This is a genomic window from Salinicola sp. LHM (genome assembly GCF_034479735.1).
In the GTDB taxonomy this organism is placed as follows: Bacteria; Pseudomonadota; Gammaproteobacteria; order Pseudomonadales; family Halomonadaceae; genus Salinicola; species Salinicola salarius.
Map to the genome: position 1 here is coordinate 1526214 of NZ_CP140261.1, position 23129 is coordinate 1549342.

Sequence of the window (23129 nt, forward strand, 5' to 3'; positions counted from 1 at the left end):
ATGTCAGTCGACGGCCATGCCATTACGACGGCGGAGTTCCCGGATCAGCGCGCTGTGGTCCAGTTCGCCATCGCCGTGGCCCAGCATGTCGCCGAACAGCGCATCGGCCTGGATGCTGACCGGAAGGTCCAGTCCCAGGCGGGTCATCTCTGCCATCGCCGTCTGGGTATCCTTGTATTGCCACTTGGCAGGACCGCCGGGGGCAAAATCTCGTTCGAGCATGCGCTGGCCGTGCATCTTGAGGATCGTCGAATCCGCGAAGCCGCCCATCAGCGCCTCACGCACCTGTGCGGGATCGGCGCCGCCACGTTCCACCAGCAGCAGCGCTTCCGCCACCGTGGCGATCGTGTTCGCGACGATCATCTGATTGGCGAGCTTGGCAAGCTGGCCGCTCCCGGCAGGGCCGACATGGGTCGGGCGGCCGAGGTTCGCCAGCAAGGCCCGGCAGCGTTCGAACACGTCCGCCTCGCCGCCGGCCATGATCGCCAGCGTGCCATCGATGGCGCCGCGCTCGCCGCCGGAGACCGGGGCGTCCAGGTAGCCGACGCCGTGGCGGTTCGCGATCTCCGCCTGGTGCCGGGCGGTATCCGCGGGAATCGAGCTCATCACGATCAGGCTGCTGTCGGGCGACATCTTGGCGATGACGCCATCCTCGCCCAGCAGAATCTCGTCACAGACCGGCCCGGCGCTCAGCATGACGATGACGACATCGGCGTCGCGGGCGGCGGCCACCGGAGAACCGGCCGCTTCCACGCCGGCGCGCTGCAACGGAACCAGTTTGTCCGGCGAGCGATTCCAGGCGCGTACGCGATGGCCCGCCGCCGCCAGACGGCTGGCCATGGGCGCGCCCATGATGCCGGTGCCGATGACGGCAACGCTCCGGCTAACGGGGTGGGCGTGACGGTCCGAACGTGTGTGGGAATGGGGCATGACAAAGCTTCCTGAACGGGATCGAGCGCCGGATCCGAACCCGGCGCGTCATTCGGCGGGGCGGGGAAGAATGCGACCGGGCGACATCAGGCCGCGGGGGTCCAGCAGATGCTTGAGTCCCCGCATGATGTCGTATTCCGGCTCCGACAGCATCTCCATGAAGGCGCTCTGCTTGAAGCGGCCAATACCGTGCTCGGCGCTGATGCTGCCGTCGAAGTCGTCGACGATCTCGAATAGCCGCTCCTCCAGCTCGTGCAGCAGCGTCGAACGCTCGTCGGCCCCCAGCCCGGGCGGCGGCAGAATGTTGAAATGCAGGTTGCCATCGCCGATATGGCCGTAGGCGATGATCGTCGCCTGCGGACATAGCGACTGGATCTCCTCGGAAGCGCGCTGATGGAAGGCGCTCAGCGAGGAGATGGGTATCGAGACATCCGTGCGCAGGTGCTCGCCGCGATTGCGCTGCCCCTCCAGCATCGCCTCGCGAATGTGCCAGAGATTGCGGGCCTGGGTTTCACTGGCGGCGAGCACGCCATCGGTGAGGGCGCCCGCTTCGAATCCGCGTTCGAAGAGCGTCTCGATCATGGCATCGAGGTCCAGCGGCCCGCTGGCGGCGACCTCCATCAGCACATAGACCGGTGCCGGGGCATCGAGCGGATCGCGCAGATCGGGGGCTGCCTCCATCGCCAGTTCGAGACAGGTGCGCGGCACCAGTTCGAACGCGGTCAGCAGATCGCAGCAACTGCGTCTCGCCAGCGCGTAGAGCTCCAGCACCGCGTCCACGTTCGGACACGCCAGTAGCGCCGTGCGGCTGACCTGAGGGCGGGGAAACAGCTTGAGGACTGCACCGGTAACGATGCCGAGCGTGCCCTCGGCGCCGATGAACAGCTGCTTCAGATCGTAGCCGGTGTTGTTCTTGTGCAGCGCCTTCATGCCGTTGTAGATACGCCCGTCCGGCAGCACGACCTCCAGCCCCAGCACCAGCTGCCGCATCATGCCGTAGCGCAGCACATTGAGGCCGCCGGCGTTGGTCGAGACATTGCCGCCGATCTGGCAACTGCCCTGAGCTCCCAGCGAGAGCGGAAAGTCACAGTCGGCCGCCTCGGCGGCATCCTTGACCGATTGCAGAATGCAGCCGCCATCGACGCTCATGGTGAAGTTGATGGGATCGACATGGCGAATCGCTGCCATGCGCTCGAGGCTGACGACCAGCTCCGGATGATCCGCATCCGGCAGTGCGCCGCCGACCAGCCCACTGTGGCCGCCCTGTGGCACCAGCGGGATGTCGTGGCGATGGCAGTAGCCGACCACATTGGCCACCTGGCGCGTCGTCGAAGGGCGGGCGACGGCCAGCGGCTCGGCGCCATGATGGCCTGGCCAGTCGACGCGATAGCGCTCCATGTCGTCGGCCTCGGTCAGCAGCCCGCCCTTGCCCAGTAGGGTAGCCAGATCGTCGAGCAGTGCAGCCTGCGGGGTCATGAACCACCTCTCCAGAGATCATCGAAGGGGACATCGTCGAAATCATTCAGCATCATCGAAATCACCTGGCCTCAGCGATACCACAGCACGATCTGGGGGAAGAGCAGGAACAGCGCCAGCAGCGCGATCAGCGTGAAATAGAAGGGCAGCAGGCTCTTCACCAGGCTCTCCATGCCGACCTTGCCCACGCCGCAGCCGACATAGAGCACCGTTCCCACCGGTGGCGTGATCAGGCCGATCCCCAGCACGAACGACATCAGCACGCCGAAATAGACCGGATCGACCCCCAGCTTGACCACCACCGGCGTCATTAGCGGGGCCAGAATGACCATCGCCGGGGTCAGGTCCATGAAGAAGCCGACCACCAGCAGGAATCCGGTCAGAATCAGCAGCAGCAGGAACTGGTTCTCGGTGATGGCCGACAGGCTGACCACCAGTTGCTGCGGAATCATGTTGGCGGTCAGCAGCCAGGCCAGCACGCTGGCGAACGCCAGCAGCAGCATCACGACGCCGGTGAGCTTGCCGGTGGCGATGCAAAGCTCGAAGAAGCGCTTCAATGTCAGGCTGCGATAGATGAAGAACGACACCACGAAGGCGTAGACCAGGGCGATCGCCGCGCTCTCGGTCGGTGTGAACACGCCGGAGAGAATGCCCCCGACGATGATGACCGGCAACAGCAGCGCCAGCAGGGCCTCCTTCAATGCCGCGAACAGCTCAGGCACCGAGAACGGCTGGCCGCGCCCGTTCTTGCGCGATTGTACGTAGGTAGTGGCCGCCAGCCCCAGCGTGATCAGGATGCCGGGCACGATCCCCGCCATGAACAGCTGTGAAATCGAGGTGTTGGTGACCACGCCAAACAGGATCATCGGGATCGACGGCGGAATGATGATGCCCACTACCGAAGCGGCAACCACGATGGCCGTTGCCATTGGCGCACTGTAGCGATGCTGCTTCATCGGCTCGATCATCATGCTGCCGACGGCGGAGGCATCGGCCACGGCGGAGCCGCTGATGCCGCCGAAGAACATTGACGTGAGCACTGCCACCTGGCCGAGGCCACCGGCGACGAAACCGACCAGGGCGCTGGCGAGACGGACCAGTCGAGTGGCGATACCGCCCGCGCTCATCACTTCCCCGACCAGAATGAACAAGGGAATCGCCAGAAGAGGAAAGGAGTCCAGCCCGTTGACGGCCTGCGACACGATCGGCGACAGCGCATAGCCGGATTCGAAGAAGATGAACAGGCTGATGGCCGCGAGACCGAACGAGATCGGCATGCCGATGACGATGCAGATCGCCAGCCCGATCAGAATGCTCCATAGAATCATGATGTCTTGCTCCGGAACGGGGCGCCTCTGATCAATTCGACCAAGGCAATGGTGTTGGCGATCATCGTCAGGATCGCCATCACTGGCATGGCGCTATAAAGGAAGGTCTGGGGAATGCCCAGCATCGGCGTGGCGCTGGTGTAGCCCGAGATCACTTCCTTGAACCCCAGCAGAATGCAGATGCAGACGATGTAGACGATGGCAATGCTCAACAGAGCGGCAGCCTTGCGTAGTCCGCCAGGCGCCTTGTCGCGGAAGAAGGTGACCGCCACATGCTCGTTGCCGAGACTGCCTACGCCTGCGCCCAGCAGCACCAGCCAGATGAACAGCACCCGGGAGAGTTCCTCGGCCCAGGTGTAGGAATAGTTGAGGACGAAGCGTCCAAAGACGTTGGCCGTGACGCAGAAGACCACACCGAGCACGAGCAGCCCGGCAGCGATTTCCAGCGTTTGGCGGAGCCAGCCCAGGAGACCCCGGGTGGCGGGGGAGTCGGCATTCATCATGACCTCCATGATCACGCAGGGCTAGCCGCAGGCGTCCGTGACGCCTGCGGCGAATCGGCACTTACTTCGACTGAGCCTGGGACTCGGCGCGGATACGGTCGATCAGATCGCCGCCAATCTTGTCCCGCCACTCGTCGTAGACCGGCGCCAGATCCTCCTGGAAGGTCGCGATCTGTTCCGGCGTCAGCTCGGTGATCTGCATGCCTTCGTCTTTCAGTTCCTGCTTGATCTGGTCATTCATGACGCGGCTGACATGACGCTCGTAGTCGCCCATCTGCTTGGCGGCCTCACGCAGCAGTTGCTGATAGCTCTCCGGCAGACGGTCCCAGAAACGCTCGGAAACCAGCGTGATGAAAGGCGTGTAGACGTGATTCGTTTCGGTGGCGTACGGCTGTACCTCATTGAATTTCGACGATTCGATGGTGATCCACGGGTTTTCCTGACCGTCGACGACACCCTGCTCCAGTGCAGTGAACAGCTCGGCGAAAGACATCGGTGTCGGATTGGCACCCAGCGTGCGCCAGATGTCCAGGTGGATCGGGTTCTGCATGGTGCGAACCTTGAGGCCATCCAGATCCGAGGGGGAGGCCACCGGCTGCTTGCTGTTGGTCAACTGGCGATAGCCATTCTCGGCCCAGCCGATGGCCACGAGGCCTTTGGTCGAGGCGTCCTCCAGCATCTGCTGGCCGATCTCGCCGTCGAGCACCTTGTCGGCGATTTCCGGCGTCGGGAACAGGAACGGCAGGTCGAATACGGCAAACTGCGGGAACATGCTCACCATCGGCGAGGTGGAAGGCGCCGTCATTTCCAGCGTGCCGGCCTGAAGCGCGCTGACCGACTGGAGATCGTCGCCGAGCTGGGCGCTGTGGAAGGTCTGCACCTCGATATGACCGTCACTACGCTGCTCGACGATCTTCTTGAAGTATTCCAGACCGCGATACTGGGCACTGGACTGGGTCAGGCCGATATTGAACTTGAGGCTGTAGTCGTTGCCGTCCCCTTTGACGACATCGCCCTTGACCTCCGGAATCGGGGGCATTTCGGTGGCGGCGACGGCCGACAGGCTGGTCAGGCTCAGGACGGTTGCCACCATCAGCGAGGTCAACGGAGAACGGGCGCGACGGGATCGCGTGGCGGAAGGCGATGATGTGATTGTTGTCATCTTCAGCTCCAGAACGTTAGTGAAGTGAATAGCGCAATTGGCGTGCATGGCGTGAGTGACGTGCAGTGCGGCGCCGCGGGTCTCGGCGGCGTCCGAATGCTCGGGTCGGCGGCGCCGTCATTGCCAGGCGCTGCCATCGGGATATCGATGAGCGGCGAGGGAGTCCGCCTTCATGGTGACGCCGTAGCCGGGGGCATCCGGCACCAGGTAATGCCCGCGGCGGATTTGTACCGGGTCGACGAAATGTTCGTGGAGATGATCGACGTATTCGAGTAAACGGCCTTCCAGCGAGCCGGAAACCGCGATGTAGTCGAACATCGAGATGTGCTGGGTGTATTCGCACAGGCCCACGCCGCCGCCATGGGGACAGACGGGAATGTCGTACTTCGCGGCCATCAGCAGCACCACGATCACTTCGTTGAGGCCTCCCAGCCGAGCAGCGTCGAGCTGGCAGAAATCGATCGCATCGGCCTGGAACAGCTGCTTGAACATCACCCGGTTGTGGCAATGCTCGCCAGTGGCGACGCCGATCGGTGCCAGGCGGTGGCGGATTTCGGCATGACCCAGCACGTCGTCGGGGCTGGTCGGCTCCTCGATCCAGTGAGGACGAAACTCCGCCAGCCGGCGCATGTTGGCGATCGCCTCGTCGACGTCCCACATCTGGTTGGCATCCATCATCATCAGACGCGCTTCGCCGATCTCTTCGCGCAGGATGCGGGCGCGTCTTCGATCCTCCTCGATGTCGCCGCCGACCTTCTGCTTGAAGTGGTCCCAGCCATCGGCGATGGCATCGCGGCAGAGCTGGCGCATCTTCTCTTCCGAGTAGCCGAGCCAGCCAGCCGAGGTGGTATAGCCCGGATAGCCATGCTCGCGTAGCGCGGCTTCGCGTTCGGCCTTGCCGGCCTCGCTACGCTTGAGCAGGCCGATCGCCTCTTCCGGAGTCAGTGCATCGGTAACGAAGCGGAAGTCGAGACACCGCACCAGCGCTTCCGGGGTCATGTCGGCGAGCAGCTTCCACACCGGCTTGCCTTCATGCTTCGCCCACAGATCCCAGATCGCGTTGATCATCGCCGAGCAGGCCAGATGAATGACGCCCTTTTCCGGCCCCAGCCAGCGCAGCTGACTGTCGCCGCTGGTCAGCTCGCGCCAGTAGGCGCCCATGTCGGCGGTGATATCCGAAAGCGAGCGCCCCTCCAGGCGGGAGGCGAGAGATTCCACTGCCTTGACGCAGATCTCGTTGCCCCGGCCAATGGTGAAGGTCAGGCCATGGCCGGTAATGCCGTCGTCGGCGTCGGTATGCAGGATGACATAGGTGGCCGAGTAATCCGGCGCGGCATTCATGGCATCCGACCCGTCCAGCTCGCGGGAGGTCGGGAAGCGAATGTCCTGAACTTCGACCCGTTGAATCGTGGGCATGCTGACGAGATTCCTTGCCTTATGGATGAAGGTTGTCACGGTTTCCATGAAATACTTCGAAAAATACTGGACGCCAATTCGATATCTTTAGTCGTAGGATTGCCCGTGATTGGCGCGGTTATTTCAGGAAGTTAATCATGAAATCTGGCTGTCTTTTTGGAATGTATCGTCAGACTAATTGGCGCTCGCTGGCGCTGACCAATCTTTTTTTTTGCAACCTCGATAACCGGGGGTTATTGTCTTTGACCAAAGGCTTATCCGGATCGGAATGATGTCCAACGATAGTCGTAATCACGTCAAGGGTTGGCTGCGTATCAAGCATCTCGCGCTGCTTGTCACGCTGGACGAAAGTCGCAATCTTCACGCCACGTCTCGCCATATGAACATGAGCCAACCGGCCGCCAGCAAGATGCTCAAGGACATCGAGACGTTTTTCGGCATGACGCTGTTCTATCGCCAGCCTCGCAGCATGGAAATCACCGATGCCGGGCGGCTACTGGTGCGTTACGCCCGGACGATCCTCAACGACACCGATCGTCTGATAGACGATCTGATATCGCTGCGTGAAGGGGGGCACGGCAAGCTGGTCATTGGCTCGGTACCCGGCGCGGCACCGCTGCTGTTGCCCAAGGCAATCACCACGATCAAGTCTCGACGACCGCAGCTGGCGGTCAGCCTTTTCGAGAATTCCAGCGATCGGTTGCTGGCGGACCTGGAATACAAACAGCTGGATGTCGTCATCGGACGCGTGACGGAACACGCCCAGCATCACCTGTTCGACTTCCTGCCGCTACAGGCGGAGCCGGTTTCGATCGTGGTGAGGGCGGGGCATCCGCTGTGCGAGCGTCCGCCCGGCCTGGGCGAGGTCGTGCGCTGGCCCTGGGTGCTGCATCCCATGAGCAGCCCGATGCGAGGATTGTTCGAGGTGGCGCTGGCCGAAGCCGGAGTCGCGACGCCGCGCAATGTGGTGGAAACCACCTCGACGCAGACCACGCTGCAACTGGTCAGCTCGTCGGATGCCATCGCCCTGTTGCCGACATCGGTGCTCAAGACGGCCGTTTCGGCGGGCAAGTTCACCGCGCTCCCGCTGGTGATCGGTGAACCGCTGGGCTACTACGGCGTGTTGACCCGCAAGGGAGAGGAGATATCCGATGTGGTCGGCGAGTTCATCGATACGCTGTTGATGCGCGACGAACCCTGAATTTCCACTGCCGACGCCAGGGCGGCGTCGGCAGCAGAAGCAGAAGCGATGGCTTCGGACTCACGCCGAACCGGCGTCAGCGTTGACCGAGGTGCGCCAGCAGCGCGCGGATGCCGAATGTCCAGGGCGGCAGGCGGTCGCTGCGATCGACGACGTTGCTCAGCGTGCCCAGCCTTGGTGTCGAGATGGTCACCCGGTCGCCGATATGATGGGTGAAGCCCTGGCCTTCGCCGTCACGGTCCTGAATCGGCGAGAACATGGTCCCGAGAAACAGCATGAAGCCATCCGGGTACTGATGATGGGCGCCGTAGGTCTGCGCCACCAGATCCAGCGGATCGCGGCTGATCTCGCGCATGTCGCTCTGTCCTTCCAGCAGGAAGTCGTCGTCCGCGCCCTCGATGCGCAGCGATACCTGGGCATTGCGCACGTCATCGATGCCGAAGTGGTCGTCGAACAGCCGGATGAACGGCCCGATCGAACAGGAGGCGTTGTTGTCCTTGGCCTTGCCCAGCAGCAGGGCGCTGCGACCCTCGACATCGCGCAGATTGACGTCGTTGCCCAGCGTGGCGCCACGCACTTTCCCCTGGGCGTCCACGGCCAGCACGATCTCCGGCTCCGGGTTGTTCCACTCGGAGGCGGGATGCAGCCCGACGCGGGCGCCGTGGCCGACCGCAGACAGCGGCTGCGCCTTGGAGAACACCTCGGCGTCGGGGCCGATACCCACTTCCATGTACTGCGACCAGCCGCCACGCGCCTGGAGTTCCGCCTTGAGCGCCATCGCCTCTTCCGAGCCCGGCTTGATCCGCGACAGATCGCCACCGATCAGGGATTGAATCTCCTGACGCAGTTCGGCAGCGCGCTTGAGATCGCCGCCCGCCTGCTCCTCGATCACCCGTTCCAGCAGACTGACCGCAAAGGTCACGCCGCACGCCTTGATCGCCTGCACGTCACAGGGGGCCAGCAGGTAGGGCGCACGCGGCGCGTCCCCGTGGCTGTTGGCAAGCACGTCTGTCAGCGTGCCGACGCTGTTGCCCGGCGCTTCGCGAGCGACCCAGGCGGCATCGTCGCGCTCCAGCAGGTCGGCCATGGTCGAGACATGCTCGGAAAGATCGACCAGCACGTCGCCGCGCAGGGCCACCAGCGCCGGGCCGGCGCGGCCATCATCGCTGGTCAGCCAGACGCGTCCTACCAGCAGTGCCTGATCGGCATCTTCGGGAAGACAGTTGTCTTGAAGGCGGCCGGGATCATTGGGTTGGGTCATGAAAAACAGAGCTCCTGTCGAGTCGAAAGGGATGTGTGCTTGTTAGCCGAAGGCTGTCTTGCCGGCCAGGGATGAGTCTGCCACGGCGTTGCGCATGGCATCGACGACATCCGTCGGCAACGGGATGCCGTTGTCGAGATAGTCCCGGCGCCGGGCCAGGCCAGACTGGCCGGGCAGACGCACCGGCCTGGCGGGGTCGCGCGGTCGGCTGTCGAGGCAGCGTCTGGCGACATGGTCGGTCTCGTCGAGAAACGACTCGGTGCCGCCGAAGCGGGCCGGATCGATCACCATCACCATCACCGAAGCGCCCCAGCCCTCGGGGGCATCCTTGCGGCCGAAGCCGGAAAGGGCGGAGGTCAGCGCCTCGACCATCAGTCCCAGTGCGAAGCCCTTGTGACCGAAGGCGAGTTCGCCCAGCGGCAGAATGCTTCCTGCCGGCGAGGCGAAGTAGTCCTCCGGGTCGTCGCTGATCTCGCCGTGGCCGGTCAGAATCGCCGGATGATCGAGCTTGCCGCCGGCAGCGTGCGTCTTGCCTACGGTGCCGTTGGTGATGGTCGACATGCTGACGTCGATCAGCATCGGCTGCTCGCGCCCCGGGATGCCGATCGCCAGCGGATTGGGTGTGTAGACCCGATCCAGCCCGCCATAAGGGGCGACGGAGGCGACCGCCGGGTCCGAAGTCAGGATCAGCGGCACCAGGTTGGCCTCGACCAGCGGTTGCAGATACGCCGCCAGGCAGGCGATGTGATGCGAGCGCTTGAGGCTGACCATGCCGATGCCGAACGTTTTTGCAGCCTCGCAACAGTGGTCCAGCGCACGCTGGACGAGGTACGGCCCCAGCAGGTAATGGCCGTCGAACAGCGCCGCGACCGGACTGTTCTGCTGGATCTCGAGCCGCTCGTGATCGCCGCAGGCATGGCCCGCCTTGAGATCCTTGAGATAGCCGTTGGCCAGCTTCACCCCGTGGGTGTGGTGGCCGAGCAGGTCCCCCTCGACCAGAATGCGTGCGGTGGTTTGCGCCACCTCCGGGCTCGCGCCATTTTCCTCGAACAGGGTAACCAGCGTCGAATGCAGGGCGGCAGCATCATATCGGGTCATGAGGACCTCGGCTTGTGACTGGGTTGTGGCGTGCTACGCCAGCGGCGGAACAGGCGGATCAGTGAAGGCAACAGCCAGATCAGGATGACCATCGCGCCCAGCGCGGCGCTGATCGGCCGCTCGAAGAAGGCCAGCAGATCGCCGTTGGATTTCAGCATCGAGCTCATGAAGCTGTTCTCCAGGGTACTGCCGAGCACCAGTCCGAGAATGGCGGGGGCCATCGGGAAGTCGTTGCGGGCGAGCACGAAGGCCACCAGCCCAATGATCAGCATGATCCAGATATCGGTGATCGAGTTGTTGATGGCGAAGGCGCCGACGATGCAGAAGCTCAGGATCACCGGCATCAGGATCTTGCGCGGTGTCAAAATGAACACCTTCGACGCGCGGATGGCGAGATAGCCGATCGGCAGCATGATCAGGTTGGCGACGAAGAACACCGTGAACAGGGCATAGACCTGGCCGCCACCATTCATGAAGATCGTCGGGCCGGGGTTCATGCCCTTCATGTAGAGCACGCCGATGACGATGGCGGTAATGGTATCGCCGGGGATACCGAATACCAGCGCCGGGACCCAGGCGCCGCTGATGCCGGAGTTGTTGGCGGAACTGGCGTCGACGATACCCTCAATATGGCCCGTGCCGTATTTCTCCTTTTCCCTGGAGCGGCTCTTGCCGAGGGCGTAGGCGATCCAGGCGGCGATGTCCGCTCCGGCACCGGGGAGCGCGCCGATCAGCGTACCCAGGGAGCTGCCACGCAGCACGTTACGCCAGTAGGTCTTGATGTGCCCCGGCGCCTTGAGGAACACGCTGTCCTTCGCTGTCACCGGGACATGGCGTTCCTCGACCCGCGAGCCGTAGAACATCATGATCTCGTTCAGCGCGAACATGCCGATCATCACAGGGATGAAGTTGATCCCGGCCATCAGGTCGGGAACGCCGAAGGTGAAGCGGGGCGCACCGCTCATCATGTCCAGCCCCACGGTCGACAGCAGCAGGCCCACCGTCAGCGACAGGAAGGCTTTGACCCGGGATCCGATGGCGATGAAGATCGAGCTGCTCAAGCCCAGCAGCGCCAGCCAGAAGTATTCGAAGGAACTGAAATTGAGCGCCATTTCGGCCAGCGAGGGTGACACGAACACCAGCACCATCGTGCCGAACAGCCCGCCAATGACCGAACAGACCAGGTTGGTGCCCAGCGTTTCGCGGGCGCGTCCCTTCTGCGCGAGTCGATAGGATTCACCGACGTAGGCCGCCGATGCCGGCGTGCCGGGAATGTTGAGATAGGTGCCGGGGATATCGCCGGCGAAGATCGCCATTGCCGAGGTCGCCACGATCGCGGCGATGGCCGGGGTGGCATCCATGTAGAACGTGATCGGCACCAGCAGCGCCACCGCCATGGTAGCGGTCAAGCCGGGAATGGCCCCGACGAAGAGCCCGAAAACGGCCGCCGCGACGATGACCAGCATCGTCTGCAGGTTGAATACCATTGCCAGGCCTTGCAGGAAATCGTCCATGGGCAGTCACCAGGCGAATGTGAGGGTTTGGGAAAACAGCGTACCTTCCGGTAGCGGGATCAACAGGTAGCGCGAGAACAGCACATAGATTGCCGCGGCAACGATGATCGACACGAGCAGCGATAGCCACAGCCTGGCGCCCCGTATCAGCATCAGCACCAGCATGCTCGCCGCCATGCACAGCGCCGCGCCCAGAAATTCGCTGGCCAGGATATAGAACACGACCAGCGCGCAGGGCAGCAGCGAGATCAGCAGGCCGCGGTAATCGTAGCTCGCCACTTGGGAGCGGGGACCGGCGAACGCGTTTTTGAGCTGGCCCACCCGAGTCAGTGCCAGCACCAGTCCGCCGATCACCATTCCCCCGCCGATCAGCGAGGGGAACAGCGACGGGCCGAACTGCAGCGCCGGCATGGTCGGATAGGTCTGGGCGACGGCAATGACCACGCCGCCGCCGATCATGAACGCCAGTCCGAGCAGGAAATCTCTCATGAGGTCGTCTCCCGTTCGGGTCGTCGGATCACTTGGCCAGGCCTACCTGTTCGACGATCTTGCCGAAGCGCTCGTCCTGTTCGGCCATGAGCTTGCCGAAATCGTCCGCGCCCCGCCATTCGGTGCCGAAGCCCTGCTTGGCCATGAAGTTCTGGTAGGTGTCGCTGTTGTAGGCGGCTTCGACCGCTTTCTCGAGGGTCTCGACGACGGCCGGATCCATCCCCTTGGGACCGGCGATACCGCGCCATTCACCGATGGCGTAGTCGCTGCCGATCGCTTCCTTCAGGGTCGGGACGTCGGGGAAGCTGTCGAGCCGCTCCGGCGCCATGATCGCCAGGCTTTTGGCCTTGCCGGCCTCGATCATCGAGCGCCCCTCGGGCACCGAGCTCGGGACGATATCGATGCTGCCGGCCGCCATCTCGGTCATCGCCGGGGCCGAGCCCTGGCTGGGTATCCACGAGACGCGATCGGCCTCCATTCCCTGATCCAGCAGGAAGCCGGCGAAGGCCAGGTGCCAGACGCCACCCTGCCCGGTACCGGAAGCGGTATAGGTTCGAGCGGGCTCGCTCTTGACCTGCTCGACCAGCGATTCGACCGAGTCGAACGGGCCGTCGGCGGCCACCTGGATGCCGGCGTAGTCGTAGTTGATCTGGGCGATCGGCGTGTAGTCCTGGTAGGTGAGCTGCGTCAGCCCCTGCCAGTGCATCATGTTGATCTCGCCGGTAATCAGGCCGAGCGTATAGCCATCCGGCTTGGCCATGGCCATGGCGGTGTGTCCGACCACGCCACTCCCGCCGGTCCGATTGACCACGTTGACTGTCTGGCCAAGCTCCTCTTCCAGCGCGGCAGCGATGGTTCGAGCGGTCGCGTCGGTGCCCCCGCCGGCCGCCCAGGGAACGATCAACGTAATCGGCTTCTCGGGATAGTCGGCCATTGCCGGCAGCGGCAGCAACAATGACAATCCCAGCAATCCTGCGAGATGACTTCTGGTTATTGACGTCTTCATGGCGTGTTCCTTGGCGGGGGATTTTTTGTGCGGTTATGAGCCTGCATTTCGCTCAATGAAGCTATGGTTTATGACCATTGAGTGCAATATGCGTATTGACTAGACATTGGTATAACGGCGAAACCCTGACCATGCCTTTCTGGTGATGCGACATGCTGAAAACGGATCGGATGAAGGCGGTTTTATTCTGGCCAATCAATGTCGTCAGGCAGATCGTTGAGAAAGCCTTCGTGTCGAACGATGACCCTCGCCGCCAGATTACGCCGGTTCGCTTCGGAGGTATTTGCTCCGAAAGTCTATGTTGTACTTATTTTTCATATGTTCAACATAGGCGTCAGGTGATAAACGGTGGTCGTTGTGTCGCGAGGCGTCGGGTCAGGTCGGGGTGGCGGCATCCGTTTGCCCAGCGGAGGCACCCGGCACGCTTTGTCGCATTGCGCGCGAAGGGTCGTGGACGTTTGCGATCGAGACGGACAGGATGATGAACTCGAGACGTCCCGCCAGGGTGGTCGAGACGTCGTGGTGGCAATGACCGATTAGCGATGGAGAGGAGAGTACGATGCGCCTGATACAGTGCCTGAACGACGATCAACTGACCGTGGCGATGGTCGTCGATGAACGGGAGGTCCAGGTCGTCGACGCCGACGCGGGCGTCTATGGTCTGGCCAGACGCGCCATCGACGAGGGCAAGACGCTGACCTCGGTAGTCGAATCGGCGCTGATCGAGCAGCGTCTCGACTACGCGCAGATCGTTGCCGAGCGACGCCTGCTGCCGCCTTTGACGCATCCGGATCCGGCGCATTGCCTGGTCACGGGGACGGGGCTGACGCATCTCGGCAGCGCCGATACCCGTTCGGCGATGCACGCTGCCGCTATGTCCCCGTCTGAAGGCGGGGTCGACGAAAGTGAGCTCACTGACTCCATGCGCATGTTCCGCATGGGCATCGAGGCCGGCAAGCCGAAGGCGGGAGAAGTCGGGCCGCAGCCGGAATGGTTCTACAAGGGGGATGGCGACTGCGTGGTGGCGCCGGAAACCGACATTCCATCCCCGGCGTTCGCCCAGGATGCCGGCGAGGAGCCGGAGCTGGCCGGGCTTTATGTCGTCGGCCAGGACGGCACGCCCTGGCGCGTCGGTTACGCCATCGGCAACGAATTCTCGGATCATGTCACCGAGCGCTTCAACTACCTGTGGCTGGCGCACTCCAAGCTGCGCGCCTGCAGCTTCGGCCCGGAGCTCTTCATCGGCGAACTGCCGGAAAACCTGGAAGGCACCAGCCGCATCGTGCGTGACGGTCGCACGCTATGGGAAAAGCCGTTTCTGACCGGCGAGGGCAACATGGCCCACAGTCTGGCGAACCTCGAGCACCATCACTTCAAGTATCGCAACTTCCGCCGTCCCGGCGACGTGCATGTCCATTTCTTCGGCACGGCGACGCTGAGCTTCGCCGACAAGATCGTGGTCGAACCCGGCGATCGCTACGAGATCGACCTGCCGGCCCTGGGACGGCCGCTGCGCAACACGCTCGGGAGCGAGCAAGATTTCGGCTATGCAGCCGCGAAAGCGCTCTGAGCGTCCGCCAACCCAACGCACCGATGCTTCAGTACCGACCGGGCCAGCGATCGTTTACGCCGCTGGCCCGTCGGCCAAGTCAGTGACAAGTTTGTGAGAGCCTCGATCATGACCGAACGTCCCCGCCGTACCCCCGATCAACTCCGTTCGCGCTGGTGGTTCGATAACCCTGACCACGCCGGCACCACGGCGCTGTGTCTCGAGCGTTACATGAACTACGGCATCACCCTGGAAGAGCTCTCTTCCGGCAAGCCGATCATCGGTATCGCCCAGTCCGGCTCCGACCTCACGCCGTGCAACCGCCATCACATCCAGCTGGTGGAGCGGGTCAAGGCAGGCATCCGCGCGGCGGGCGGCGTCCCGTTCGAGTTTCCGCTGCATCCGATTCACGAGAACGTACGCCGGCCCACCGCCGCGCTGGATCGCAATCTCGCCTATCTCGGCCTGGTCGAGGTGCTTCACGGCTATCCGCTCGACGGCGTGCTGCTGACCACCGGCTGCGACAAGACCACGCCGGCCTGTCTGATGGCCGCCGCCACGGCGGATATCCCGGCGATCGTGCTCTCCGGCGGGCCGATGCTCAACGGCTGGCGCGGCAAGGATCGTGTCGGTTCCGGCACCATCGTGTGGGAGCTGCGCAAGCGTCTCGCCACTGGCGAGATCGACTACCCAGAATTTCTGGCCCGAATCGCCGATTCCGCACCCTCGGTGGGTCACTGCAACACCATGGGCACGGCATCGACCATGAATTCGATGGCCGAGGCGCTGGGCATGAGCCTGCCCGGCTCGGCGATGATTCCCGCGCCCTACAAGGAGCGACCGATGGTCGCCTACGCTACCGGGGCGCGCATCGTCGAGATGGTGTGGGAAGATCTGCGTCCGAGCGACATCCTGACGCGTGAAGCGTTCGAGAACGCCATCGTCGTCTGTTCGGCGCTGGGCGGCTCGAGCAACGCGCCGGTCCATATCAATGCGATCGCCCGTCACGCGGGAATCGAGCTGACCAACGACGACTGGCAGCGGCTGGGTCACGACGTACCGTTGCTGGCCAACGTGATGCCGGCCGGCGCCTATCTCGGCGAGGAGTTCTACCGTGCCGGCGGTGTGCCGGCGGTGGTGCACGAACTGCTGGCGGCCGGTCGGCTTCACGGTGACGCGCTGACCGTCAATGGCCAGACGCTGCATGCCAACTGCTTCGGCCAGGAAACACAGGACGAAGACGTCATCCTGCGCTACGCCAACCCGCTGGTCGAATCGGCAGGTTTCCTCAACCTCAAGGGCAATCTGTTCGATTCCGCACTGATGAAGACCAGCGTCATCTCGGAAGATTTCCGGCGCCGCTATCTCTCCAATCCGGAGGATCCGGAAGCGTTCGAAGGCAAGGTCGCGGTCTTCGACGGCTCGGAGGATTACCACGCGCGCATCGACGACCCGGCACTTGGGATCGACGAGAACACCATCCTGGTGATGCGCGGCGCCGGTCCGGTGGGGCATCCCGGTGGCGCCGAGGTCGTCAACATGCAGCCGCCGGAAGCGCTGATCAAGCAGGGCATCGAATCGCTCCCGTGCCTGGGCGACGGACGCCAGTCGGGAACCTCCGGTTCGCCCTCGATTCTCAACGCCTCGCCGGAAGCGGCGACCAACGGCGGCCTGGCGCTGCTGGAGACCGGCGACCGGATCCGCATCGATCTCAACCGCGGCGAAGCCAATCTGCTGATCGACGCCGAGGAGCTGGCAGCGCGACGCGCCAGGCTCGAAGCCAGCGGCGGCTATCCCTATCGCGATCATCAGACGCCGTGGCAGGAGATTCAGCGCTCGATGGTCGAACAGCTCGATCGTGGGATGACACTCGCGCCGGCGACCAAATATCGCGCCATAGCCTGGGATCTGCCGCGGGATAATCATTGATCAGCTATTGATCTTCGGATCATAGACTGCATAGCTTGGCCGGCGCTGCGCCGGCCAAGCGTGTCTTTATGCGTCTGCCCGCCCGACAAAGATGTTGGAAGCTCCGAGCCTGACGGGAGCAGACATGCGTCTGCCTAGCGTAGCGAGCGCTTGCCGAGCGTTGACAGCTGCTGCTCCACGACGTCGAGAAAAGCGCGCGTGCGTTGTGAAATACTTTTCCGGTCCGGGTGGATCGCGACGATTTCCAATGGTGCCGGATTAAGGTCGAGCGCCAATTCGATGAGATCACCTGACTCGATACTTTCCGTGCAAAATTCATAGGGAATGATCGCGAATCCGATCCCGGCGCGCGCACCGGCGATGAGCATCAAGCTACTGTCAACGCGATAGCGGGTCGGTACATCCAGGGCGATGGTTCGACCTTCTGCATCGATGAAATGCCAGGGATTCGCCTGTAGCGCCGTCAATGTCGAGATACAGGGTAACTGGCTGAGTTCATGCACCGAAGCGGGCCGGCCATAGTTGGCAATGATCGAAGGTGCAGCGACCACGGCGCTGCGCATGCTGACCAACGGACGCACCACCATGCCGCTATCGGACAGCTTGCCACGGTGGTAACAGATCGAGACGTCCACGTCCCTCCTGACAGGGTCGAGTGGCGCCATGCTGGTGATGCAGTCAATGGCGATGTCCGGGTGATTGGCCGCAAAAGTGGCGATACTTTCATTGAGCCATTTCACGCCGAACTCGGAGGGAATGGCAACGGTAATCTTCCCGCTCAACTTTCCAAGACGCCCCTTCATGTCGTGCTCGACTTCCTCCAGGTCGCCGATGAGACCCTTGACCTTCTGGTACAGACGTTGACCTTCGTCGGTCAGCCGCAGATGCCGCGTGTTTCTCAGAACCAGTTGGCGAGATAACTGCTTTTCCAACTGACGCAATTGTCGCGCGACCGTCGACTTTGGGATGCCCATCGCCTTGGAGGCCGCCAGGATAGAACCTTGCTTGGCGATAGCGGTGAAGACTTTGAGGTAATCGAGATTCATGGCTCAAATCCGGGAAAGTGTTTCCAGTTCTGTCGCGTTGTCAGTTCTAGCGCTCGGCATTAATGTACTTGGTAAGTCGGCGGCCGGCCTCTTGCACGTAACCATTGATCGTTTCCTTTGAAGAGGCTCGACACTATGAGCGACGCTGTCAGCAGCATCGTCGATCCGGATCCCATTGAAACACGCGAGTGGCTGGATGCCCTCTCTTCGTTGACGCAGTACGAGGGAGAAGAGCGGACGCGTTTCATGATTCATCGCCTGCTCGAAGCCGCTGGCGAAAGCGGTGTATCGTTCGAGGGCAGTTTCGCGACGCATCACCGAAACACTCTCTCTCCCGACGAGGAGCCGGACTATCCTGGAGATCTGTTGCTCGAGCGCAAAATTCGCTCGGCGGTACGCTGGAACAGCGTGGCCATGGTGGTGCGTGCCAACGCCAAGGACAAAAGTCTTGGCGGGCATTTGGCTAGCTACATGTCGAGCAGCACACTCTACGAGGTCGGCTTCAATCACTTCTTCCGAGCAGCGTCCGAGGACTTCGCCGGTGATCTGGTCTATTTTCAGGGTCACATCACGCCGGGAATCTATGCGCGCTCCTTTCTCGAAGGACGGTTGAGCGAGGCTCAACTGGATCGTTTCCGACAGGAAGTCGGTGGGGGTGGTCTGTCGTCCTATCCGCATCCTTATCTGATGCCTGACTACTGGCAGTTTTCGACCGTTTCGATGGGTCTCGGTCCGATTCAGGCGATCTATCAGGCGCGCCTGATGAAGTACATGGACAACCGAGGGCTGCAGCCTCTTCAGCAACGCAAGGTCTGGGCATTTCTCGGCGATGGCGAATGCGACGAGCCGGAAACGTTGGGCGCGCTCAACGTAGCGAGCCGGGAGCGGCTGGATAACCTGATTTTCGTGATCAATTGCAATTTACAGCGTCTCGATGGGCCCGTGCGCGGTAACGGTAGCGTAATGAGCGAGCTGGAGCGGACCTTCCGGGGGGCCGGCTGGAATGTGTTCAAGGTGGTCTGGGGGAGTACCTGGGATCGCTTGCTGAATGAAGATCATAGTGGTCTTTTGCAGCGGCGCATGGATGAAGCCGTCGATGGCGAATACCAGAACTTCAAGGCGCAGGGCGGGGCTTACACGCGCGAGCACTTCTTCGGTAAATATGAGGCGCTAGCGGAGCAAGTCGCTTCCCTATCGGACGAAGAGATTCAAGGGCTTATCCGGGGTGGACACGATCCGGTGAAGGTTCATGCCGCTTATCGTGCCGCCATGGACGCTGACAATGGCCGACCCACGGTGATCCTGGCGCATACCGTGAAGGGTTATGGCATGGGCAGCGAACACGGTGAGGCCGATATGGAAGCCCACAATATCAAGACCATGACGGCTGAGGGACTGAAGCAGCTTCGCGATCGTTTTCAGGTGCCGATTACCGATGAGCAATTGCAGGACGGCGGCATGCCTTATTACCGCCCGGCGTTGGACTCGCCCGAGATGCGTTATCTACACGGGTGTCGCGAGCGTCTACATGGTTTTCAGCCCGCGCGCCGGACTGCTCACGAGACGCTGTCGATTCCCGCGCTTGAGGACAAGCCATTCGCTGCTCAACTGAAGGGCACCGGAGAGCGCGAGGTCTCGACCACCATGGCCTTCGTGCGTGTGTTGAGTGGCTTGACCAAGTACAAGCCACTACGCGAGCGCATTGTGCCGATCGTGCCCGATGAGGCGCGGACCTTCGGTATGGAGGGCATGTTTCGCCAGCTTGGCATCTATGCGCCGGAAGGCCAGAAATACGAGCCGGCCGATGCCGGACAGATCATGTTCTACCGCGAGGACCAGGCTGGTCAGATCCTTGAGGAGGGCATCACGGAATCCGGTGCCATGTCGTCGTGGATCGCGGCGGCGACCTCGCACGCCAATCACGGCACGATGCTGATTCCCTTCTATGTCTTTTACGCCATGTTCGGTTTCCAGCGCATCGGCGATCTCGCCTGGGCTGCTGGCGACATGATGTGCCGGGGCTTCATGGTGGGCGGTACGGCGGGGCGGACCACGATCAACGGCGAGGGACTGCAGCATCAGGATGGCCATAGTCACTTGTTCGCTTCGGTCATTCCCAACTGCCGTACTTACGATCCTACCTACGCGCATGAAGTCGCGGTCATCGTGCGCCATGGCTTGCAGGAGATGTACGAGCGAGGAAAGGATGTCTTCTTCTATCTGACGGTGATGAACGAGAACTACCCGCACCCGGCCATGCCCGAAGACTGTGAGGAGGGCATCGTGCGCGGCATGTACCTGTTGCATCCGGGAGAGACTGACGACGGCAAGCCTCGGGTTCAGCTACTGGGTAGCGGCACGATTCTCCGCGAGGTCGAGGCGGCGGCCGAGATACTGCGCGATTCACATGGAGTGATCGCCGATGTGTGGAGCGTCACCAGCTTCAACGAGCTTCGTCGCGAGGCGCTCGACTATGATCGGCAGCGTTTCCTGGCTCCGGGTGAGGACCACGAGGAGCCTTGGGTGAAGCGCCAGTTGGCTGATCGCCAAGGTCCTGTCGTTGCGGCCACCGATTCCATTCGTCTGTATGCCGATCAGATCCGCACCTGGGTACCAAGTGACTTTCATGTGCTGGGCACCGATGGTTTTGGACGTTCCGACACACGCGAGGCGCTGCGCCGTTTCTTCGAAGTGGACCGCTATCATGTGGTGACGATGACGCTTTGGGCCTTGTCCGAACGTGGCGAGATAGCGCCGCACGCCGTGTCCGAAGCGATGACACAGTACGGCATCGATCCTGCCGCGCCTAACCCGCTCGATCACTGAAGCGCACCCGAGTATGAGCCCACGTGAAGTAAAAGCGGATTAAAGGACGAGGAGCGCTACAGTGCGTAAGGAAATGATACGGGTACCCGATATCGGCGGCAGCGAGGACGTGCCGGTGATCGAATTGGCGATCAGCGAAGGCGCCGAGATCGAGGCGGAAGACACGCTGATCACGCTGGAATCCGACAAGGCCTCCATGGACGTGCCCAGCCCCTACAAGGGCAAGGTGGTCGAGATCTCGGTCAAGGAAGGCGATAGCGTCTCCGAAGGCGACTTGATCGGCACGATGGAGATTGCGGACGAGGATGGCGGTGAAGGTGGCGACGCCCACGAAACGTCAGCGGAAGATACAGCCAGCAGCCCCGAAGGGAACGAGGAAGCTCAGAGGCCTGCTACACCTTCTTCGGACACGAGGATGTTTGAGACCGGTTCACAAAAGGTAAGTGTGTCTCAGTCGGCGCCGGCCAATGCCGATGTCAAGCGCGCGGCGCCGCCCATGGGCGAGCCGAGCCCCGAGGCACGCCACAAGCAAGGCGAGGCAAAGACCGCGGGGGCGCACGTGCACGCCGGTCCGGCCGTGCGCATGTTGGCCCGCGAATTGGGCGTCGACCTGGCCCAGGTGACGCCTACCGGGCCCAAGCGTCGCGTGCTGAAAGAAGACGTGCAGGGATACGTCAAGAACGCCCTCCAGCAGCGTGCCAGCGGTGCCGGAAGCAGCGCCGAGCCGAGTGGCGGCGCGGGGATTCCGGCCGTGCCGGACATCGATTTCAGCCAGTTCGGCGAGATCGAAGAGAAGCCGATGGGCCATCTCATGAAGACCGGGGCGACCAACCTACATCGCAGCTGGCTCAACGTGCCGCACGTCACCCAGTTCGACGAGGCGGACATCACCGAGCTCGAAGCCTTCCGCAAGGCGATGAAGGACGAGGCGCAGCAGCAGGGCGCCAAGCTCACGCCGCTGCCGTTCATGATCAAGGCCTGTGCCTACGCTTTGCAGAAATTCCCGCAGTTCAACGCCAGCCTGAAGAGCGACGGCGAAACGCTGGTGCAGAAGCACTACGTGCACATCGGCATCGCCGTGGATACGCCGGACGGCCTGATGGTGCCGGTGATTCGCAACGCCGGTCAGAAATCGCTGATCGAGCTGGCCAAGGAATCGGTCGAACTGGCCGGCAAGGCGCAGTCGAAAAAGCTCAAGCGCGAGGAGATGCAGGGCGGCTGCTTCACCATCTCCAGCCTGGGCTCCATCGGCGGGACTGTCTTCACGCCCATCGTCAACGCCCCGGAAGTCGCCATCCTCGGCGTTTCCAAGGCGCAGACGAAGCCGGTATGGGATGGCGCCGAATTTGCGCCGCGGCTGATGATGCCGTTGTCGTTGTCCTACGATCACCGTGCGGTCAACGGAGCTGATGCGGCGCGCTTCACCGCCTATCTGGTGCAGGTGCTGACCGACATTCGTCGCATGCTCGTCTGATTCGCTCGCGAGCGTTCGGCCCGACATCGGTCCGAACTCTCAAAATGTCCCTGGGTAGGCGCCGCCGTCGAGCAGGATGTTCTGGCCGGTCATGTAGGCGGCCTGGCGGCTGCAGAGAAAGGCGCAGACTTCGCCGAACTCTTCGGGGTTGCCGAAGCGGCCGGCGGGTATGGCTTCCAGACGCGCCTGGGCGACCTCGTCATGCGTGCGGCCGCTCTTGCTGGCGGCCTTGTCGATACCATCCCTCAGCCGCTGGGTGTCGAAGGCGCCCGGCATCAGGTTGTTGATGGTGACGTTGCGGCTGGCCAGTCTCGACTGGCGAGCGGTGCCGGCGACGAATCCGGTCAGGCCGCTGCGGGCACCGTTGGAGAGCCCGAGCACGTCGATCGGGGCTTTCACCGCCGACGAGGTGATATTGACGATCCGGCCGAAGCCGCGCTCGGCCATGCCATCGACGCAGGCCTGAATCAACGCAATGGGCGCCAGCATGTTGGCGTCCAGCGCCGCGATCCAGTCGTCCCGCTCCCAGTCTCGGAAATCGCCGGGAGGCGGGCCACCGTTGTTGTTGACCAGGATATCGACCTGGGGCGGCGCGCTTAGCACCGCCTCCCGGATGGCCGGATCGCCGATGTCACCGGCAACCGTACGCACTTCGATCGCCGGATCGAGTGCGCGCAGCCCCTCGGCGACGGCGTCCAGCGTCTCCTGCCGGCGCGAGTTGATGACCAGATTGACCCCTTCCCTGGCCAGAGCAACGGCGCAACCCTTGCCCAGTCCCTGGCTGGCGGCGCAGACGATGGCCCAGCGGCCGTTGATACCGAAATCCATGTTGGTTCTCCTCTGACGAGATCGAGGCGGGCATCGCAGGCATGCGAGTTTCCGCGCTCCTTGGGTATCGCGCTGCCGGCATGCGCGGCGCGG

General features: G+C 62.8%; 17 protein-coding genes and 1 pseudogene. 5 read left to right on the top strand and 13 right to left on the bottom strand.

The genetic code is table 11. The features are described from left to right. Positions 1-3: 3 nt before the first annotated feature. The 6 genes from R5R73_RS07125 to R5R73_RS07150 all read right to left on the bottom strand — a co-directional run bounded on the left by R5R73_RS07125 (position 4) and on the right by R5R73_RS07150 (position 6815). Positions 4-930, bottom strand: coding sequence for an NAD(P)-dependent oxidoreductase (locus tag R5R73_RS07125; protein WP_322529279.1), 927 nt, complete (start codon positions 928-930; stop codon positions 4-6). Between the two features lie 48 nt (positions 931-978). Then, entirely contained in the window at positions 979-2406 is a 1428-nt protein-coding gene (locus tag R5R73_RS07130; protein WP_322529280.1) for an FAD-binding oxidoreductase, read from the bottom strand. 71 nt (positions 2407-2477) lie between these two features. Further along, entirely contained in the window at positions 2478-3734 is a 1257-nt protein-coding gene (locus R5R73_RS07135) for a TRAP transporter large permease (RefSeq protein ID WP_139284229.1), read from the bottom strand. Continuing rightward, positions 3731-4234 (bottom strand): TRAP transporter small permease, encoded by a 504-nt coding sequence (locus tag R5R73_RS07140; protein WP_071230322.1) that lies wholly within the window; start codon positions 4232-4234, stop codon positions 3731-3733. The genes R5R73_RS07135 and R5R73_RS07140 overlap by 4 nt, the downstream gene beginning before the upstream one ends. 64 nt (positions 4235-4298) lie before the next feature. Beyond that, on the bottom strand, positions 4299-5399 hold the full coding sequence (locus tag R5R73_RS07145) for a TRAP transporter substrate-binding protein (RefSeq protein WP_071230323.1): 1101 nt from the start codon (positions 5397-5399) through the stop codon (positions 4299-4301). A 117-nt stretch (positions 5400-5516) separates the two neighbouring features. Then, a complete protein-coding gene (locus R5R73_RS07150) occupies positions 5517-6815 on the bottom strand; it encodes an L-fuconate dehydratase (protein ID WP_276232495.1) in 1299 nt (432 codons plus the stop codon). A gap of 271 nt (positions 6816-7086) precedes the next feature. On the opposite strand from R5R73_RS07150, the gene R5R73_RS07155 reads away from it, so the two are divergent. Then, positions 7087-8016 (top strand): LysR substrate-binding domain-containing protein, encoded by a 930-nt coding sequence (locus R5R73_RS07155; RefSeq protein ID WP_322529281.1) that lies wholly within the window; start codon positions 7087-7089, stop codon positions 8014-8016. 76 nt (positions 8017-8092) lie between these two features. Here the strand turns inward: R5R73_RS07155 and R5R73_RS07160 are convergent, their stop codons facing one another. Genes R5R73_RS07160 through R5R73_RS07180 form a run of 5 tightly spaced genes read right to left on the bottom strand, consistent with a single transcriptional unit; the run spans position 8093 to position 13384 of the window. After that, entirely contained in the window at positions 8093-9277 is a 1185-nt protein-coding gene (locus tag R5R73_RS07160; RefSeq protein ID WP_276232494.1) for a fumarylacetoacetate hydrolase family protein, read from the bottom strand. 42 nt (positions 9278-9319) lie between these two features. Next, positions 9320-10375, bottom strand: a complete 1056-nt coding sequence (locus tag R5R73_RS07165) for an Ldh family oxidoreductase (RefSeq protein ID WP_110635731.1) — start codon at positions 10373-10375, stop codon at positions 9320-9322. Continuing rightward, the gene (locus R5R73_RS07170; protein ID WP_071230328.1) at positions 10372-11889 is read right to left on the bottom strand and encodes a tripartite tricarboxylate transporter permease; all 1518 of its coding nucleotides are present in this window, start codon (positions 11887-11889) and stop codon (positions 10372-10374) included. The genes R5R73_RS07165 and R5R73_RS07170 overlap by 4 nt, the downstream gene beginning before the upstream one ends. 6 nt (positions 11890-11895) lie before the next feature. Further along, positions 11896-12378 (bottom strand): tripartite tricarboxylate transporter TctB family protein, encoded by a 483-nt coding sequence (locus tag R5R73_RS07175; RefSeq protein WP_110635727.1) that lies wholly within the window; start codon positions 12376-12378, stop codon positions 11896-11898. Positions 12379-12406: 28 nt separating this feature from the next. Next, entirely contained in the window at positions 12407-13384 is a 978-nt protein-coding gene (locus R5R73_RS07180; protein ID WP_110635725.1) for a tripartite tricarboxylate transporter substrate binding protein, read from the bottom strand. 559 nt (positions 13385-13943) lie between these two features. Between R5R73_RS07180 and araD1 the strand changes: the two genes are divergently transcribed. Together araD1 and R5R73_RS07190 are read left to right on the top strand one after the other, a co-directional pair. Next, complete coding sequence (gene araD1, locus R5R73_RS07185; protein WP_110635722.1) at positions 13944-14954, top strand: AraD1 family protein; 1011 nt, start codon at positions 13944-13946, stop codon at positions 14952-14954. 108 nt (positions 14955-15062) lie between these two features. Then, positions 15063-16862 (top strand): IlvD/Edd family dehydratase, encoded by a 1800-nt coding sequence (locus tag R5R73_RS07190; protein WP_110635719.1) that lies wholly within the window; start codon positions 15063-15065, stop codon positions 16860-16862. Between the two features lie 134 nt (positions 16863-16996). On the opposite strand, the gene R5R73_RS07195 is transcribed toward R5R73_RS07190, so the two are convergent. Further along, positions 16997-17908: a LysR family transcriptional regulator gene (locus R5R73_RS07195; protein ID WP_322529282.1), complete on the bottom strand. Its 912-nt coding sequence runs from the start codon at positions 17906-17908 to the stop codon at positions 16997-16999. 135 nt (positions 17909-18043) lie between these two features. On the opposite strand from R5R73_RS07195, the gene aceE reads away from it, so the two are divergent. Together aceE and R5R73_RS07205 are read left to right on the top strand one after the other, a co-directional pair. Further along, positions 18044-20734, top strand: coding sequence for a pyruvate dehydrogenase (acetyl-transferring), homodimeric type (aceE, locus tag R5R73_RS07200; RefSeq protein ID WP_322529283.1), 2691 nt, complete (start codon positions 18044-18046; stop codon positions 20732-20734). 64 nt (positions 20735-20798) lie between these two features. Continuing rightward, a pseudogene (locus R5R73_RS07205) lies at positions 20799-22208 on the top strand (dihydrolipoyllysine-residue acetyltransferase); the annotation flags it as partial. A 39-nt stretch (positions 22209-22247) separates the two neighbouring features. Here R5R73_RS07205 and R5R73_RS07210 read toward each other — a convergent pair. Next, a complete protein-coding gene (locus tag R5R73_RS07210; RefSeq protein WP_322529284.1) occupies positions 22248-23036 on the bottom strand; it encodes an SDR family oxidoreductase in 789 nt (262 codons plus the stop codon). Positions 23037-23129 lie beyond the last annotated feature (93 nt).